Below are 16,625 nucleotides of genomic sequence, written 5' to 3' on the forward strand. Positions count from 1 at the left end.
TCATCGACGCCTGTGCCGCGGCCGGCCCAGCGCGCCGCGCCGCCGCCGAGCAGGGCCGCGCAAAGCGTTGCGGCCGTTGTCGTGTTCGCGATGCCCATCTCGCCGACCGCAAGCAGGTCACAATCTTCAGGCACGCTGCGATAGCCGGCATCGACCGCGCTGAGAAATTCTCCTTCGTCCATCGCCGCCGCTTCGGTGAAATCGCGCGTCGGATGATCAAGTTCGATCGGCACCACGCAAAGCTCGGCGGAAGCGGCCTTGGCGATCTGGTTGATCGCCGCGCCACCTCCCGCAAAATTCGCCACCATCTGCGCGGTGACGGCCGGCGGGTAAGCCGAGACGCCGCGCGCGGCGACGCCGTGATTGCCGGCGAAGACGGCAATGGTCACCCGATCCAGCCGCGGCATCTCGCGGCCCTGCCACTGCGCCAGCCAGATCGCAAGTTCTTCGAGGCGGCCGAGGCTTTCACGCGGCTTGGTGAGATTCTGCTGCCGCCGCGCGGCGCTGTCAGCCAGTCGCTGGTCGCCGCGCGGCAAGTCGCGACAGAAGGCGCGGATATCGTCTAGACTGTCGAACTGCATGCGATTCTCACCTCGGATGGGGGCCGCACGCTAGAACGTTTCTCCGGACATCGCCATGAATGAATGGTTCGACGACTTCAAAACCGCCGTCGCGTTTCTGACGCGACTGCCGATGCCGCATCCGGAAGGCGCGATGCCGCCGAATTTCGTGCGCGCGCAGCGGATGTTTCCCGTCGTCGGCGCGCTGATCGGCGCCGCGGTGGGATTGTTGTGTCTCGGCCTGCGATCCGTCGGCGTGCCCGATCTTGCGGCGGCAGCCCTGGCGCTCGGCGCCAGCGCGATCCTGACCGGCGCGCTGCATGAGGATGGCCTTGCCGATATCGCCGATGGGTTCGGCGGCGGCCGCGACCGCGAATCGAAGCTGGAGATCATGCGCGACAGCCGGCTCGGCACCTATGGCGCCATGATTCTGCTGGTGAGCTTTGCCGCAAAATTGTCCGCGCTGGCGGCAATTCCGGATGGCCATGTCGTGCCGGGCCTGATTGCCGCGCATGCGCTGGGGCGTGGCATACTGCCCGCGATGTCCCTGCAACTGCCCTATGCGCGCAAGGATGGGCTGGCGCGCAACGCCGGCCAGCCCGACGCGGCGACAGCGGCAATCGCTGCCGGCCTTGCGCTGCTGATCGCGCTGTTGTCGCTGTCGTGGAGCAACGCGCTCCTTGCCGCGATTGCGGCCGGCGTTACCGCGTTTGCCGTGGCGTGGCTGGCGCTGCGGCAGATCGGCGGCCAGACCGGCGACGTATTGGGCGGTGCCGAGCAGGTGGCGGAGACCGCGATCCTGGTGCTGCTTGCCGCGAGATTGACGTCTTGAGCACGGAAACAAATCTCTGGCTGATCCGCCACGCGCCGGTCGACGGGCCGCGCGGCCTGATCCACGGCCCCGACGCGCCGGCCGATCTCGGCGATGCCGCAGCCTTTGCCGCGCTGAAGGCAAGATTGCCCGCAAACGCGTTCGCGGTGTGCAGCCCCGCGCGCCGCACGCGCGAGACCGCCGAAAAACTCGGTCTCGATCCGGTCGATCAGCCGGCCTTTCGCGAACAGGATTTTGGCGCGTGGACGGGACGGCGTCACAGCGAACTCGAACGCGAACTCGGCGCGGCCTATCCTGAGTTCTGGAAATCGCCCGCCGGCAACCGGCCGCCCGGCGGCGAAAGTTTTGTCGACCAGATCGATCGCGCGCGGGCAGAGCTTGCGCTGCTGCCTGCAGGCGAGGTGATCCTCGTCGTGCATTCCGGCACCATCCGCGCCGTGCTCGCCATCGCACTCGATCTCGCGCCCGAGCAGGCGCTGCGCTTTGTCATCGATCCGCTGTCGCTGACCCGGATCGACCGGCTCGCGAATGGCTGGCGCGTGGTTGCGGTGAACAGGTAGCCCGGCGAAGAAGTAGGGTGGGCAAAGCGACTTGTCCGCCGTAGCTTGAAGAGCGAAGGCGGAAGCGTGCCCACCATTTCGCGGAACAGATCGGATGGATGGTGGGCACGGCGCATGTGCGCCTTTGCCTACCCTACGACGATTGGAATGATTCTGCGGGAACGAACGGCAAGACTATTCGTTGACGCCCCATGATGGATCATCTTTTTCTCAGCACGATCTGCGCGAGCGTCTTGTTGCTCGTGACGGCATTTGCCTTGGGAACACCCGGCTTGAAAGCGGATGTTCCAGCGGAAAAGACCGTGCTGTTGCGCGTTGCAGCGCGCTAAACGATCCTCTTCCCTCGCGATCTGACAAGGATACCGCGGAACTACCCGTTCCGCCGCTGGCCGCGTAACGTCGGCAGGCCGATGCCGGCGGCGTCGAAGCCGCCATCTACGGCGAGGATCTGCCCGGTGATATAGCTCGAGCGCTCGCTGCACAGGAAGAAGATCGCCTCCGCCAGTTCTTCCTCAAGGCCGTAGCGGTTGAGGGGGATGGCGTCGTGATAGTCGGCGCGGATTTCCGGCGTGTGCACCTGTTTCGCCATCGCGGTTTCGACCGGGCCGGGCGCCACGGCGTTGACGCGAATGCCGAGCGAAGCCAGTTCCACCGCGAGTTGCTTTGTCAGATGCGCAAGCCCGGCTTTGCTGGTGCCGTAGGCCGAGCGCAGGGTGGAAGCACGTACCGCCGAAATGGACGTGATGTTGACGATCGCGCCGCCATGCTCGCGCATCAAGGGTGCTGCCGCCTTGGTGCATAGGAACGGGCCAGTGAGGTTGACCGAAAGAATCCGGCACCAGTCTTCATCCGAGGTGTCGAGCAGCGGCGCGAACACCGCGATGCCGGCATTGTTGACCAGCGCATCGAGCCGGCCGAACCGGCCGCTCACCGCCGCCATGGCCTTGGCCACCGCGCCTGCATCGGAGACGTCGCAATGCAGCGCCAGCGTATTGTCGGGGTCGGCGAGACTGGCTACCGCGCGGTCGAGCAATTCCCCCTCGATGTCGAGCAGCGCCACGTGCCAGCCCTCGGCGAGAAACCGTTTCGCCGTCGCAAGCCCGATGCCGCGCGCGGCGCCGGTGACGAGGGCAACTTTTTGCGAAGGAGAGGGCATGGGCAGGGTCCGTTGGCGAGTGAAATTTCCCGCTCCTATAGCGCAAGCCCTGATGCGTGTCGCGGCGCCAGCGATGCAGAATTCGGTGTTGCCGGACGTCCGATATGCAAAATCCGATACGGGCAGTCAGCCCGTATCGGATCAAGCCGGTGGCGATGTCTCAAAGCGCTAGCGCTGCGCGATCGCCTTTGCCTCCGCCGCGGCGCGCTGCATGCTGGAGGACATCTCGCTGGTGACGGTGCTCTGTTCTTCGACCGCGGCGGCGGTCGCCGTGACGTATTCGTTGACGCCCTGGATCGCCTGCTTGATGCTGTCGAGCGCGCCGACGACGTCGCCGGAGATGCTGTTGAGATTGCCGATCTCCTGCCCGATCTTGTCGGTCGCCTGCTTGGCCTGGGTGGCGAGGTTCTTGACCTCGGACGCCACCACGGCAAAGCCGCGGCCGGCTTCGCCGGCGCGGGCCGATTCGATCGTCGCGTTCAGCGCCAGCAGGTTGATCTGGCCGGTGATGTTACCGATCAGTTCCACGATGCCGCTCATCGCCTGTGCCGCCTCGTTCAGCCGCTTCGCCTCGGCGTCGGCGGCCTCGACCCGCTCGACAGCGGTGGTCGCCGTCTCGCGCGACTTGGTCATGGCTTCGGAGATTTCCCGCACCGAGGCGTTCAATTCCTCGGCGCCCGCGGCGACCGATTCCATCATGCCGCGCACGCGCTCGTTGCCCATCCGCACCAGCACCTGCGCGGTGGTGTCGGTGGCGTACTTCACCACCTTAAACGGCTTGCCGTTGAGATCGAGGATCGGATTGTAGGACGCCTGGATCCAGACTTCCTTTCCGTTCTTGCCGATCCGCTTGTACTCGGCGGCCTGGTATTCGCCGCGATTGAGCGCCGCCCAGAATTCGCGGTAGGACGCGCCGTCGCGCTCGGCCTGTTCGACGAACATGCTGTGATGCCGGCCGCGGATCTCGTCCAGCGAATAGCCGACGGTCCTGAGGAAGTTCTGGTTGGCGCCGATGATGCTGCCGTCCATGTTGAATTCGATCACCGCCTGCGACTTGCCGATGGCGGCGATCTGGCCGGCGAGGTCGGCGGTCGCAAGCTTCTGGCTGGTGACGTCGGTGGCGAACTTCACTACCCGGAACGGCTTGCCCTTTTCGTCGAGCACCGGATTGTAGGAGGCGAGGATCCAGACTTCGCGGCCGCCCTTGCCGATCCGCTTGTATTCGGCCGACTGGTGTTCGCCACGGTTGAGGCTCGCCCAGAACTGCCGGTAGGCCGCGCCGTCGCGCTGCGACGGCTCGACGAACATGCTGTGGTGCTTGCCCTGGATTTCGGCGAGCGTGTAGCCCATCGCCTTCAGGAAGTTTTCATTGGCGGTGACGATGGTCCCGTCCATCTCGAACGCGATGACCGCCTGCGCACGGCTGATCGCGGCGATCTGGCCGGCGTCTTCCATGCTCCTGATCTTGCGGGCGGTGATGTCGGTTGCGAACTTCACGACCTTGACCGGCTTGCCGCCGCCGTCGAGGACGGGGTTATAGGACGCCTGGATCCAGACTTCCTTTCCGCCCTTGCCGATCCGCTTGTATTCGGCCGACTGGAATTCGCCGCGGTTGAGCTTCGCCCAGAAATCCCGGTAGCCGGCGCTGTCGCGCTCGGACGGCTCGACGAACATGCTGTGATGCTTGCCCTGGATTTCGCCGAGCGAGTAGCCCAGCGCTTTCAGGAAATTGCTATTGGCGGTGTGGATGGTGCCGTCCATGCCGAACTCGATGACGGCCTGGGATTTGCCGATCGCGTCGGCCAGCGCCTTGTCCGTCGCGGAATTCCTGCGTGATAAAAACATGACATGACCTCATCGATGATTTTCGGGGAAATGATGAGGCGATTGATCAATGGTTGTTCCGAGCCTGGTCGCCCTGTGCGTCAGGTTTGATCGAAACCAGAAAGAAATCGTTAACGCTGTTCTACGCGCAACATGGCAAAGCGCCGACTCCTGATGGGCGTCGGGCGCGTGGTGCAAGTTCAGCGGGTGGACGCTGAGATTAGCGCCTTCGCATCATGACAATTCCGCCGAGGCGCGCTGCATGTTGTTCGACATGTCCTGTGTCACGATGCTCTGCTCCTCGACCGCCGCGGCGGTGGAGGCGATGAACTCGTTGACGTCGGCGATCGCCGCCTTGATGGCGGTCAGCGACCCCGCGACATCGCCGGCGACGCCGTTGAGCGATTCGATTTCCTTCGAGATCGTGTCGGTGGCGTGCTTGGCCTGGTTGGCGAGATTCTTGACCTCCGATGCGACGACCGCAAACCCGCGGCCGGCCTCGCCGGCACGGGCCGATTCGATGGTGGCGTTCAGCGCCAGCAGGTTGATCTGCCCGGTGATGTTGCCGATCAGCTCGACGATCCCGCTCATCGCCTGCGCCGCGACGTTGAGCCGCTGCGCCTGCTGGTCGGCGGCGTCGACCCGCTCCGTTGCACCGGCGGCGTTCGCCTTCGACTTGCTCATCGTCGAGGAAATCTCGCGGATCGAGGCGCTCATCTCTTCGCTGCCGGCCGCCACCTGCTCGATCAGGCCGCGCGCGTTCTCCGCCTTCCTGCGCATCACCGCCTGCATGGTGACGTCGGTGGCGTATTTCACCACCTTGAACGGCTTCCCGTTGAGGTCGAGGATCGGGTTGTAGGAAGCCTGGATCCAGATTTCGCGGCCGCCCTTGGCGATGCGCTTGTATTCTGCCGCCTGGTACTGGCCGCGGTTGAGCTTCTCCCAGAACTCGCGATAGGCCGGCGCGTTGCGCTCGGCGGGCTCGACGAACATGCCGTGATGCTTGCCCTGGACCTCGCTGAGCGTATAGCCCATCGCGCCGAGGAAATTCTGGTTGGCGGCGCGGACGGTCCCGTCCATGTTGAATTCGATCACCGCCTGCGACTTCCGGATCGCTTCGATCTGGCCGTCATTGTCGGCGGCTTTCAGCTTCTGCGCGGTCACGTCGGTCGCGAACTTGACGACCTTGAACGGCTTGCCGGCCTCGTTGAGGATCGGATTATACGTCGCGAGGATCCAGATCTCCCTGGCTCCTTTGGCGAGACGCTTGTACTCGGCGGCCTGATAGTCGCCGCGATTCAGCCTCGCCCAGAACTCGCGATAGGCCGCGCTGTCGCGATCGGCCGGCACGACGAACATGCTGTGGTGCTTGCCCTGGATTTCGGCGAGGGTGTAACCCATCGCGCGCAGGAAATTGTCGTTGGCGGTGACGATGGTGCCGTCCATGTTGAATTCGATCACCGCCTGCGCGCGGGCGATCGCCGCGATCTTGCCGGCCTCTTCCATGCTGCGGATCTTTTGCGCCGTGATGTCGGTCGCGAACTTGATGACGCCCGTCGGCCTGCCGCCTGCATCGATGATCGGATTGTAGGACGCCTGGATCCAGATCTCGCGGCCGCCCTTGCCGAACCGCTTGTATTGCGTGGCCTGAAACTCGCCGCGGTTCAGCCTGGCCCAGAACTCTCGATAGGCCGCGCTCTCGCGCTCGGCCGGATCGACGAAGATCCTGTGATGCTTGCCCCTGATCTCGTCGAGCGAGTAGCCGACGGCGTCGAGAAAATTCCTGTTCGCGGTGACGATGGTGCCGTCGAGCTTGAATTCGATTACCGCCTGCGACCTGTCGATCGCGGCCGCCTGTGCAATGGCATTTTGGACGAGTGACTTCCTTTGGAGATTGAACAAGGCGCGCTCCGTCCGAGTTCGGGGCTTTGCAGGAGTGTGGAACCATTTCCACTTTTTCCCAGATTGCGAATCGGCACTTAACGTTTCGTGAAGCATGTGCGTGTTTGCGGCGTGTCGACGCGACAAAATGCGAAAAAAATTCACGTATGCTCGGCGACTGGCATTTGCCGGATCGGGTATGCATGCAGGCACGCACAGTGCAGTGAATTATGCTCCGTAATCCTACGGGCTCGCAAACCTACTTCCGGTTCACGACGCTCTCATACGCCGCCTGCAATCGCTCGCCGACCGATGGACCGATTCGCTTGCGTCGCTTCGCGCCGAGATGACTCTCGCGCAGCTCGTCCATGAACTCGGCCCATAGTTTCGGTCCGCCCTCGCTGAGCAGCCGCGCGCGGATGCCGAGTTCTTCGCTGACCGGCAGATATTTGTAACCCCACGCCGCCATCTGCGCGAGAACGGGCATCAGCTCGATGCCCTGCTCGGTGAGCGAATAGATTCCCTTCTGTTTGTGCGAGGGATCGTCCTCGCGGGTGATGATGCCGGCGTCGAGCAGGGTCTTGAGCCGGTCGGCGAGAATGTTGGAGGAGATGCCTTCCTCCGATTTGGTCAGCAGTTCGCGAAAATGCCGCCGGTTGCCGAACATCATGTCGCGGATGATCAAAAGGCTCCATTTGTCGCCGAGCACTTCCAGCGAGAGATTGATCGGGCAGCCGGAGCGGCTGATGTCGGTCATGTTCGGTTCCAGGCAGCGGTCACGACGACCTCAAAAAAACTGCTTGCAATATTGCACCGGTTGCCTCAGAGTACAACCAGTTGCAAAATGCAATCGGTTGTTGGGAAGGAGGCAGCGATGGCCAAACTGATCATGTGGAACCTGATGACGCTGGATGGCTTCGTGGAAGGCCCGAACCGCGACATTTCCTGGCATTCCGACGTCTGGGGCGAGGAACTGGAGCAATTGTCGATCGAGCAGATGACGGCCGCCGGCGGATTGCTGTTCGGCCGCGTCACCTACGAATTGATGGCGAGCCATTGGCCGAGCGCGACCGGCGCGGTCGCCGATTTCATGAACGCGGCGCCGAAATACGTATTCTCGCGCACGGTAAAGAAGTCCGATTGGAACAACACGCAGATGTTCGAGGCCGACGTATCAGGCACCGTCGCCCGGCTGAAGCGCGATAGCGCCAAGGACCTTTTTGTGTTCGGCAGCGCCGATCTCGCCGGCAGCCTGATCGCGCATGGCTTGACCGACGAGTTCCGCATCGCGGTGACCCCCGTCATTCTCGGCGGCGGCACGCCGTTGTTCAAGCAGGGCGCGAAGGTCAAGCTGAAGCTGATCGACAGCCGGCCGTTGTCGACCGGCATCGTGATCCTTCGCTACGTGCCGGCCGCCGCAAAATAATTCTTTGCGTCAAATGTCGGCGCGCGCATGCGCGGGTCGTCTTGTTACACCGGGAGTTTTCCATGTCGCTCACACTTCATTTCCATCCATTGGCCTCGTACTGCTGGAAGGCGTTGATCGCGCTCTATGAGCACGACATCCCGTTCACGCCGAACCTGGTCGATCTCGGCAATCCGGCCGAGCGCGCCGCGCTGGTGAAGCTGTGGGGGATCGGCAAATTTCCGGTGCTGCAGGACGACGCGCGAGGCGAGATCGTTCCGGAGTCCAGTATCATCGTCGAATATCTCGACCGCCACCATGGCGACTGGACGCGGCTGATCCCGGCCGATCCGGACCGGGCGCTGCAGACGCGGCTACGCGACCGCTTCTACGATCTCTATGTGCATCTGCCGATGCAGAAGATCATGGTCGACCGGCTGCGCCCGGGAGGAAAGCGGGATGCTCTTGGCGTCGAGGAGGCGAGGGCGCAGTTGCGGACTTCCTACGCCATGATCGAACGGCAGATGGCCGGCGGTGGCTGGGCGATGGGCGCTGATTTCACGCTGGCCGATTGCGCCGCGGCGCCCTCGCTGTTCTACGGCAACATGGCGGAGCCGTTCGGTGACGGCCTCAAGAACGTCGCCGCTTATCTCGAACGACTGAAGGCGCGGCCATCCGTCGCGCGCGTGCTGAAGGAAGCCGAGCCCTATTTCCAGATGGTGCCCAAAGAAAACCCATAAGGAAAATTGAGAAGGAGCGCCGAATGGCCGGAGCCAGCAGGGCGGATACAATCCGCAGGATATTTGCAGCCTATCTGTCCAACGACCGCACGTTCGTCGAGGACGCCTTCAGCGACGAATTCCGCTTCACCAGCCCGTTCGATGACAACATCGACAAGGCGACCTATTTCGCGCGCTGCTGGCAGAACAGCGACTGGATCGAGCGGCACGAGCTGGAGCGGGTTGTCGTCGACGGCGACGCCGCCTTTGTGACCTACCGCTGCGTGGCGAGGGGCGGAAAGAGTTTCCGCAATACCGAGTTCTTCGTCTTCGGTGGCGACAAGGTGAAGCGTATCGACGTCTATTTCGGCGCGACCTACCAGGATGGCAAGTTCGTCAGGCAGCCGGGATAGCCACACATTCTGCATCGTTCCCCGGACGCGATGCGGCGCCACAAGTGCGTTCACGCGCGTCTTCGACGCGCTATGGCGCCGCTTCGCAGCCCGGGCACAATTACTCCAAAAATAATTTTCACTGACATGTCGGCGGCGTAAAAGCCCGCTCGTCTTGTTGACGAAGGCCGGCGCGACAGCCCGGCCAAACCGACGAAACGGAGCGCGAAAATGCGATTCATGGTGATTGTGAAGGCCAGCAAGGACACGGAAGCCGGCGTGATGCCGAGCACGGAACTGCTGGCCGCGATGGGCAAGTTCAACGAAGAGCTGGTCAAGGCCGGGGTGATGGAGGCGGGCGAGGGGCTGCATCCGACCTCGAAGGGCGCGCGGATCAAATATCGGGGCGGAGAGGGCAGCGCCAGCCGCGGTCCGTTCCCGCTCTCGGGCGATCTCGTCGCCGGCTTCTGGCTGATCAACACCAAATCGCTGGATGAAGCGATCGCGTGGATGAAGCGCGCGCCGTTCCTCGATGGCGACGAGGTCGAAATCCGTCAGGTGTTCGCGGCGGAAGATTTTGGCGAAGCGCTCACCCCCGAGCTGCGCGAGCAGGAAGAGCGGCTTCGCGCGCAAGCGGCGAAGAAGTGACAGGCCGCCGTCATTCCGGGGCATCGCGAAAGCGATGAACTATGGTGCGCAATTGCGCACCTGAGAATCTCGCGCCGCAATCTCCAGATTCCGGGTTCGCTTCGCGCCCCGGAATGACAGCAACAGACAAGGACTTTCACCATGCGATTCATGATGCTGATGATCCCCCTGGGCTACGAGACCGCGCCGCCGGACGTCCAGCTCGATCCCGAGCGCGTCAAGGCGATGATGAAATACAACGAGGCGCTCAAGGAGGCCGGCGTGCTAATCGCGCTCGATGGCCTGCATCCGCCCTCGATGGGCGCGCGGGTGTCCTTCGCCACCGGCAAGCCGGTTGTCACCGACGGCCCCTTCACCGAGGCCAAGGAAGTGCTCGGCGGTTACTGGATGATCTCTGTGAAGTCGCGCGAGGAAGCGATCGCCTGGGCGAAAAAATGCCCGGCCAGCGAGAACGAGATCATCGAGATCCGCCAGGTGCAGGAGATCGGCGATTTCTCCGAGGAAGTGCAGCAGGCGGCCGCCGGCTTCGAGGAATTGCAGAAAGGAAATGCACACAAGGCGCGGTGAGATTGGGTGTGCTTCGCGGCGCTGCAGCTAGGCTCCGCACGCCGTTAAGTCGAGAGTCTATCGCCGATCCGTCAACCGCAAGGGAGGAGAAACCTCATGAGCACCAACGATACATTCCTCGCTGTCTTTCTCGGCAGCAAGACCGGCGCGAAGATGGCGGCCTGGAATGCGCTGCCCGAGGCTGAGCGGCGCGCCAGGGAACAGCAGGGAATGGCGGCGTGGAAGGCTTGGGTCGAGAAGCACCAGGCGGCGATCGTCGCCATGGGGGGCCCGCTCGGCAAGACCAAGAAGGTCGATTCAAACGGTATTGCCGACATCGGTAACGAGATGGGCGCCTTCACGGTGGTGCGGGCCGGCTCACATGAGGCCGCCGCGAAACTGTTCGAGAACCACCCGCATTTTGCGATCTTTCCCGGCGAGCGCGTGGAGATCATGCCGGTCCTCCCGATTCCGGGCGGCTAAGAAACCGGAATTTGCGGCGCCATTGCACGCCGTTAACCTTCATGAACAGCGCAAAATAAGTGACCTTTACGGTCCACTCATGTTAAAGCCTTTTACATGAGTTGGCGCAAGGATCAGGGCCGTACGGAACGCGGCTATCATCACGGCAATCTGAAAGAGGCGTTGCTGCAGGCGGCGCTCGATCTGATTTCGCAGAAGGGGCCTGCCGGCTTCACCTTCGCCGACGCCGCGCGGATGGCCGGCGTCAGCCCGGCCGCGCCGTATCGGCATTTTCGCGATCGCGATGAGTTGCTGTCCTCGATCGCCCAACGTGGCTTCGAGCAGTTCGAGGCGGCGCTGACGCAGGCCTGGGACGATGGTCGTCCGGACACGGTCACCGCCTTCGAACGCGTTGGAAAGGCCTATCTGGCGTTCGCCCGCAGCGAGCCCGCGTTCTATTCGGCGATGTTCGAATCCGGCATTCCCGTAGAATCCAACCCGACCCTGATGGCCGCGAGCGAACGCGCCTTTGCCCTCATCCGCGCGGCTGCCGAGCGGCTGGCGGCGATGGCGCCGCCCGGCGTGCCGCGACCGCCGGCGATGATGATGGCGTTGCACATCTGGTCGATGGCGCACGGCGTGGCCTCGCTGTTCGGCCGTGGCGATGGTGCGCGGCGTAAATTGCCGATGTCGCCGGATGATCTGCTGGAAGCGCAGGTGCTGATCTATCTGCGCGGCCTCGGTTTCCCGACCGACCGCCGACCGTCCGACCAGAAGCCGTCCGGCCCGCCGCCGGTGCCCCCGGCCGGTGGCTCTTCGGGTCCCTGGGGAACCCCCAAATAAAAATTCTGCAAGGTGCGGCGCGCCGCGCGCTTGACAAAAACGCTGGATGGTTTAGGTATGTAAATGTTATTTACATTCACAACGGCGTGATCGCCGTCATGGAGAGGGAAATGGCCTACACCGCAGATGTCAATCGCTGGCGCGGCCCGACGGAAGAGACCTATCGCCAACGCCCGCACATGCTTGAGAGCCCCTGGCACCCCGGCTGGATCGTGGTGACCATCCTCGGCTTCATCATCTGGTGGCCGATCGGACTTGCCCTTCTCTTTTTCACACTAGGGAGCAGAAAAATGGGTTGCTGGAGTCACGACGATCGCTGGGCGAACAAGATGGAGCGGATGCAGTACAAGATGGACCGGATGCGCAACCGCATGGAGCGGCGTGGTTTCGGCGGCTTCGGCTTCGGCCAGCCCTCGAGCGGCAACCGCGCCTTCGACGAGTACCGCATGGAAACCCTGCGCCGGCTCGAGGAAGAGCAGGTCGAGTTCAGGAATTTCCTCGATCGCCTGCGCCACGCCAAGGACAAGGAAGAGTTCGACCAGTTCATGGCGCAGCACAAGCAGCGCCCGACCCCGCCGAACGACCAGCCGCAACAGGGCTGAGCCAACGGCAAGCAAGGTTCAGCCGCGGGTGTGATGCCCCCATGATACCCGACGGCGGATACAGCCGCCCATCTGCGAAAGCAGGTGGGCGGTTTGTTTTTTGGGGAGCGTCGAAGATGTGATGCGATCTAGCGCCTGCAACGGGACTGACTGCCTCCTCTCCCGCGTGCGGGGGAGGGCACAGGCGGCCTGTGGTCGCCGTTCTTGAACAAAGAACGCCGAGGCGGAGCATCGGCTACGGTGGGGGGCTCTCCAAAGTCACACCGCTTGTAGAGTCGAACTCTGCTGGCGCCGCTCTACAGCCGACCTATATTGTAGGGACGCGCCAATCCGGGCAGCCCGTCATGAATGAAATCGCATCTGTCGATCAGCTCTGGCACTCGATCCACCGTGAAGCCGAAATCGCCCTCGCGCGCGACCCGGTGTTCGGCGCGTCGCTGTCATCAACCATTCTTGATCATCCCGATTTTGCCGGCGCATTGGCGCACCGGATCGGCGCGCGGCTCGGCAGGAGCGCGGCGGATCGCGCACGCTTTGCCCAGCTCGCCACTGACGCGTTTGCGTCTTCGCCCGATCTGATCGATGCGGCGAGCCGCGATCTGCAGTGCATCGCCGTTCACGATCCCGCGAAGACGACGCTGCTGCCGCCGCTTCTGAACTTCAAGGGCTATGTCGCGCTGCAGGCCTTTCGCGTCTCCAACTGGCTCTGGCGTCGAGGCCGCAACGATCTCGCGCTGCTCATGCAGAGCCTGTCGTCCGATCAGCTTCAGGTCAGCATTCATCCCTCGGCCTCGATCGGCACCTCGGTATTTCTCGATCACGCCACCGGCATCATCATCGGCGCCTTTGCCGTGATCGGCGACGACGTGACGATCCTGCAGAACGTCACCATCGGCCGAAAAACTTCGGAGCCGGACCGCGCGCCGAAAATCGGCAGCGGCGTTTATCTCGGCGGCGGCTCGACGATCATTGGAAGTGTCAGCGTCGGCGATTTCGCCAAGATCGGCGCCGGCGCGGTCGTCGAGCATGACGTGCCCGCCGGCTGCACTGCGGTCGGCATTCCCGCCCGGCTGGCCAATTGTCTTGAGCCTGACGCTAGCGCCTGAGATTCACGGGTCTCGCGTCTCCGGAACGATGCATTTCTAAAACTCTTCTAAACTGTACCCCGCCCTCAAAGCCTTGAGAGCCAGCGGAGCGAACTGCATACTTGCGGCGCAGTCAGTTTAGACAAAAGCATTGATGCCGCATATTTGCGACCACATTTTCGAGACGTTCCGCATCGTCGGTTCTGAAGACAGTTCCATCGTTGATCAATTTGCCGATCAGGCTCGATGGCTGGATTCACCGGGCTGTCTGTTTCAGCGCAACAATCTCGTGCTGAACAATCAAATACGCACCGAAGGCATCATCAAGTCGGGGCTTTTCATCTCAGTGGTATTGAAGGGGACGGGCAGCGGGCGACCGCGCGACGGCTCGAAGCTAGTTAGTTATTCCGATGATTCCATCGCCATCATGGCGCTCCGGCAGCCGACGCCGTGGGAGGGCGAAGCCCCGCGCGGCGCACACATGCAATCTGCCGGCGTTGCGTTTCCCGTTTCTTCCCTTGAGCGGCTCGGGCTTCGGAACGAATTTCTCGAGCTGTTCCGCGGCCAGGATCAAAACGTCTTCGTTGCGGCGCTCCGAATCTCACCGCGTGTCAGGGCGATTGCCGTGGACATGATTTCTCCATTGGCCGAAGGACGGGCCGGCGAGCTGTTGCTGTCGGCGCACGCAACAGAATTGTTGGGCCGAGCCATCCTGGCATTGCACGGCAATGATAAGGTCGGCCTCGTATCCGACCAAACGCGGTTGCGCCTGCAGGCGGTCGGAGACCTGATCAAGTCAGACCTGCGGCACCCCTGGACGATCGCGGAACTGGCGCGACATGCCGGATTGGGCCGACGGACCTTCAACGCGCAGTTTCACCGGATGTACGGCGTCAGCGCGTCGGACTATCTGAGAAAGTGCCGGCTTGCCACCGCCCGCGAAGCCTTGCTGCATGAGGGATTGTCGGTCACCCAGGCGGCCTATTCGGTCGGCTACGACAACTCGGCGAACTTCTCCACCGCGTTCCGCAAGCATTTCGGATATGTGCCGAGCAGTCTATCGCGGCAACCATCCTGACGTGCCTGCAGGCTGACACGCTACCAGAGTGGGATCGACCGCAAGGAGTTGCGGCGGAACTTGGAAGGCGTCAACACGCGATCAAAGGCTTTTTGCGCAAACGCAAAGGCACCTCGGAATCAAATCTGTTCTCTCAACGGTGGGGATAGTTGGGTTCAGGGGTGCGATTGCGATGAAATATCATTGTGTGAGGGAAGCCGCGTGGGGCGCGGCGTCGAAAAGCTTCTTCTGCGCAACCGTGTTCGGACTCAGCATGCAAATTGGCCCGGCGCTGGCGCAGTCCGGTCAATCCGGTCAATCTCTGCCACCCGTCACGATCGATGCCCCGAAACCGCAAACCGTTCGTCCGGCTCAGCCCGCGAGGAGAGCTGCCCGGTCGCAAAGTGGTGCGCGGCGGGCCGCAGCACCTGTGCAGCAGCAGACCGTGCAACCCGGCGTTCGCGGCGGGGTCGGCGAACGCGCCAACGGTCCGGTAGTCGGCTATCTCGCCAGTCAAAGCGGGACCAGCACCAAAACCGATACGCCAATTCTCACCACTCCGCAGTCCATCTCGGTCGTGACAAAGGATCAGATCGCTGACCAGGGCGCGCAAAATCTCGTCGAGGCACTGCGCTATACGCCCAGCGTTTCGCTTGATACGTTCGGAGCTACCACCATCTTCGACGCGGTCAAGCTTCGCGGCTTCGACGCACCGCGCTACCTCGATGGCCTTCGGTTGCCGTTCGATCCCGGAACGCAATTCGCCGTTCCGAAGATCGAAGCTTACGGTCTTGAACGGGTTGAAGTGTTGAGGGGGCCGTCGGCGAGCCTCTACGGACAGACCGATCCCGGTGGCATCATCAACATGGTCAGCAAGCGTCCGACAGCCACGCCACAGCACGAAATCATCGGCACTTTTGGTTCCTTCAATCGCTTTCAGGGCGCCTTCGACTCGTCGGGTCCGATCGACAAGAATGGCGAATTTCTCTACCGCATCGTCGGCCTCGGCTATAGCACCGATGGGCAGCAGGACTTCGTGCATCAGAACAAGGTGTTCATCGCACCCAGCCTGACATGGCGGCCGACGACTGACACCTCGTTCACCATCCTGTCGCAATATCAGAAGATCGACAACAAGGGATGGCAGCAATATGTGCCGGGGGATGCGGCCGGGCTTCGGTTCAATCCGTTCGGCCGCATTCCCTATAGCCGCTACATCGGCGAGCCCAGCCAGGATGGCTACAAGCTGGAACAGTTTTCGGTCGGCTATGCGTTCGAGCACCGGTTCGACAACAATCTGCAGTTCCGCTCGAATTTTCGCTACTTCGACGTGAAGAACAATGTAGCCGGCGTTCGTTCCGAAGGCCTGCTTCCGGACTTCAGGACCGTGCTGCGGTCGTTCAATTACGTGAACTCCGCCGCGCAGAACATCGCGCTCGACAATCAGCTGCAGGCCGATTTCGCGACCGGTCCGCTGCTTCACACGGTTCTCGCTGGCTTCGACTATCAGCGCCAGGATTCGACCTCTAACTACAAATTTGCATTCATCGCCCCAATCGACGTGTTTGCGCCGGTCTACGGCGCCCCCGTGCCGCCGGCCAGTACGCTTGCCCCTTCATCGATACGCAGACTACGGCGAAGCAGGCGGGTCTCTACCTTCAGGATCAGGTCAAGCTCGATCGCTGGACGCTCACCCTCACCGGACGGCAGGATTGGGCGCAGGCGGATACGATCAGTAGAGCGTTCTTTCCAGCGGCGGGAACCTATCTGCAGAATGACAAGGCGACGACCGGCCGCGCCGGCCTGAATTATCTCTTCGACAACGGCATCTCGCCCTACGTAAATTATTCGACCTCGTTCGTGCCAACCTCGGGCACCGATCAGTTCGGCGCTCTCTTCAAGCCCACGACTGGCGCGGGTCCCGAAGTTGGCGTTAAGTTCAGGCCCGTTGGCTCGAATTTGCTGCTCACTGCCGCGATATTTGAAACCACCCAACAGAACGTGCTGACCGTCGATCCGACCAACGTGATCTTCAGTGTTCAGACCGGGGAAG

Annotated in this window: 19 protein-coding genes and 1 pseudogene; 15 read left to right on the top strand and 5 right to left on the bottom strand. The window is 62.6% G+C overall.

Annotated features, from left to right (window positions below; translation table 11 throughout):
• On the bottom strand, positions 1-581 hold a 581-nt coding region (locus CQ12_RS09905; RefSeq protein ID WP_198164114.1), incomplete at its 3' end, for a nicotinate-nucleotide--dimethylbenzimidazole phosphoribosyltransferase.
• Between the two features lie 55 nt (positions 582-636).
• Between CQ12_RS09905 and cobS the strand changes: the two genes are divergently transcribed.
• From cobS to CQ12_RS43580, 3 genes are all read left to right on the top strand, one after another.
• Positions 637-1,392 carry an adenosylcobinamide-GDP ribazoletransferase gene (cobS, locus tag CQ12_RS09910; protein WP_057835122.1) on the top strand — a complete coding sequence of 252 codons (756 nt, stop codon included), beginning with the start codon at positions 637-639 and terminating at the stop codon, positions 1,390-1,392.
• Positions 1,389-1,952, top strand: coding sequence for a histidine phosphatase family protein (locus tag CQ12_RS09915; RefSeq protein ID WP_057835123.1), 564 nt, complete (start codon positions 1,389-1,391; stop codon positions 1,950-1,952). The genes cobS and CQ12_RS09915 overlap by 4 nt, the downstream gene beginning before the upstream one ends.
• A gap of 191 nt (positions 1,953-2,143) precedes the next feature.
• Positions 2,144-2,281 (top strand): hypothetical protein, encoded by a 138-nt coding sequence (locus CQ12_RS43580; protein WP_157088111.1) that lies wholly within the window; start codon positions 2,144-2,146, stop codon positions 2,279-2,281.
• Between the two features lie 41 nt (positions 2,282-2,322).
• Here the strand turns inward: CQ12_RS43580 and CQ12_RS09920 are convergent, their stop codons facing one another.
• From CQ12_RS09920 to CQ12_RS09935, 4 genes are all read right to left on the bottom strand, one after another.
• Complete coding sequence (locus CQ12_RS09920; RefSeq protein ID WP_057835124.1) at positions 2,323-3,108, bottom strand: SDR family NAD(P)-dependent oxidoreductase; 786 nt, start codon at positions 3,106-3,108, stop codon at positions 2,323-2,325.
• Between the two features lie 168 nt (positions 3,109-3,276).
• Positions 3,277-4,953: a methyl-accepting chemotaxis protein gene (locus CQ12_RS09925; RefSeq protein ID WP_057835125.1), complete on the bottom strand. Its 1,677-nt coding sequence runs from the start codon at positions 4,951-4,953 to the stop codon at positions 3,277-3,279.
• Positions 4,954-5,166: 213 nt separating this feature from the next.
• Positions 5,167-6,834 (bottom strand): methyl-accepting chemotaxis protein, encoded by a 1,668-nt coding sequence (locus CQ12_RS09930; RefSeq protein ID WP_057835126.1) that lies wholly within the window; start codon positions 6,832-6,834, stop codon positions 5,167-5,169.
• A gap of 238 nt (positions 6,835-7,072) precedes the next feature.
• Positions 7,073-7,570, bottom strand: coding sequence for a winged helix-turn-helix transcriptional regulator (locus CQ12_RS09935; protein WP_057835127.1), 498 nt, complete (start codon positions 7,568-7,570; stop codon positions 7,073-7,075).
• 117 nt (positions 7,571-7,687) lie between these two features.
• On the opposite strand from CQ12_RS09935, the gene CQ12_RS09940 reads away from it, so the two are divergent.
• The 12 genes and pseudogenes from CQ12_RS09940 to CQ12_RS46225 all read left to right on the top strand — a co-directional run.
• Positions 7,688-8,239, top strand: a complete 552-nt coding sequence (locus CQ12_RS09940; protein ID WP_057835128.1) for a dihydrofolate reductase family protein — start codon at positions 7,688-7,690, stop codon at positions 8,237-8,239.
• A gap of 62 nt (positions 8,240-8,301) precedes the next feature.
• Positions 8,302-8,958, top strand: coding sequence for a glutathione S-transferase family protein (locus tag CQ12_RS09945; RefSeq protein ID WP_057835129.1), 657 nt, complete (start codon positions 8,302-8,304; stop codon positions 8,956-8,958).
• Positions 8,959-8,981: 23 nt separating this feature from the next.
• Complete coding sequence (locus CQ12_RS09950; protein WP_057835130.1) at positions 8,982-9,350, top strand: nuclear transport factor 2 family protein; 369 nt, start codon at positions 8,982-8,984, stop codon at positions 9,348-9,350.
• A gap of 210 nt (positions 9,351-9,560) precedes the next feature.
• Positions 9,561-9,977 carry a YciI family protein gene (locus CQ12_RS09955; RefSeq protein ID WP_057835131.1) on the top strand — a complete coding sequence of 139 codons (417 nt, stop codon included), beginning with the start codon at positions 9,561-9,563 and terminating at the stop codon, positions 9,975-9,977.
• A gap of 141 nt (positions 9,978-10,118) precedes the next feature.
• Entirely contained in the window at positions 10,119-10,544 is a 426-nt protein-coding gene (locus tag CQ12_RS09960) for a YciI family protein (RefSeq protein ID WP_057835132.1), read from the top strand.
• A gap of 96 nt (positions 10,545-10,640) precedes the next feature.
• The gene (locus CQ12_RS09965) at positions 10,641-11,006 is read left to right on the top strand and encodes a hypothetical protein (RefSeq protein WP_057835133.1); all 366 of its coding nucleotides are present in this window, start codon (positions 10,641-10,643) and stop codon (positions 11,004-11,006) included.
• Between the two features lie 96 nt (positions 11,007-11,102).
• Entirely contained in the window at positions 11,103-11,828 is a 726-nt protein-coding gene (locus CQ12_RS09970) for a TetR/AcrR family transcriptional regulator (RefSeq protein WP_057835134.1), read from the top strand.
• Positions 11,829-11,938: 110 nt separating this feature from the next.
• A complete protein-coding gene (locus CQ12_RS09975) occupies positions 11,939-12,430 on the top strand; it encodes a DUF2852 domain-containing protein (RefSeq protein ID WP_057835135.1) in 492 nt (163 codons plus the stop codon).
• A 344-nt stretch (positions 12,431-12,774) separates the two neighbouring features.
• Positions 12,775-13,536: a serine acetyltransferase domain-containing protein gene (locus tag CQ12_RS09980; protein ID WP_057835136.1), complete on the top strand. Its 762-nt coding sequence runs from the start codon at positions 12,775-12,777 to the stop codon at positions 13,534-13,536.
• Between the two features lie 133 nt (positions 13,537-13,669).
• Positions 13,670-14,593, top strand: a complete 924-nt coding sequence (locus CQ12_RS09985) for a helix-turn-helix transcriptional regulator (RefSeq protein WP_057835137.1) — start codon at positions 13,670-13,672, stop codon at positions 14,591-14,593.
• A gap of 253 nt (positions 14,594-14,846) precedes the next feature.
• Positions 14,847-15,371 (top strand): annotated as a pseudogene (locus CQ12_RS46220) (TonB-dependent receptor plug domain-containing protein); the annotation flags it as partial.
• Between the two features lie 818 nt (positions 15,372-16,189).
• On the top strand, positions 16,190-16,625 hold a 436-nt coding region (locus CQ12_RS46225; RefSeq protein ID WP_245309832.1), incomplete at its 3' end, for a TonB-dependent receptor domain-containing protein.

Origin of the sequence: Bradyrhizobium jicamae, assembly GCF_001440395.1 — a bacterium.
Lineage (GTDB): Bacteria > Pseudomonadota > Alphaproteobacteria > Rhizobiales > Xanthobacteraceae > Bradyrhizobium > Bradyrhizobium jicamae.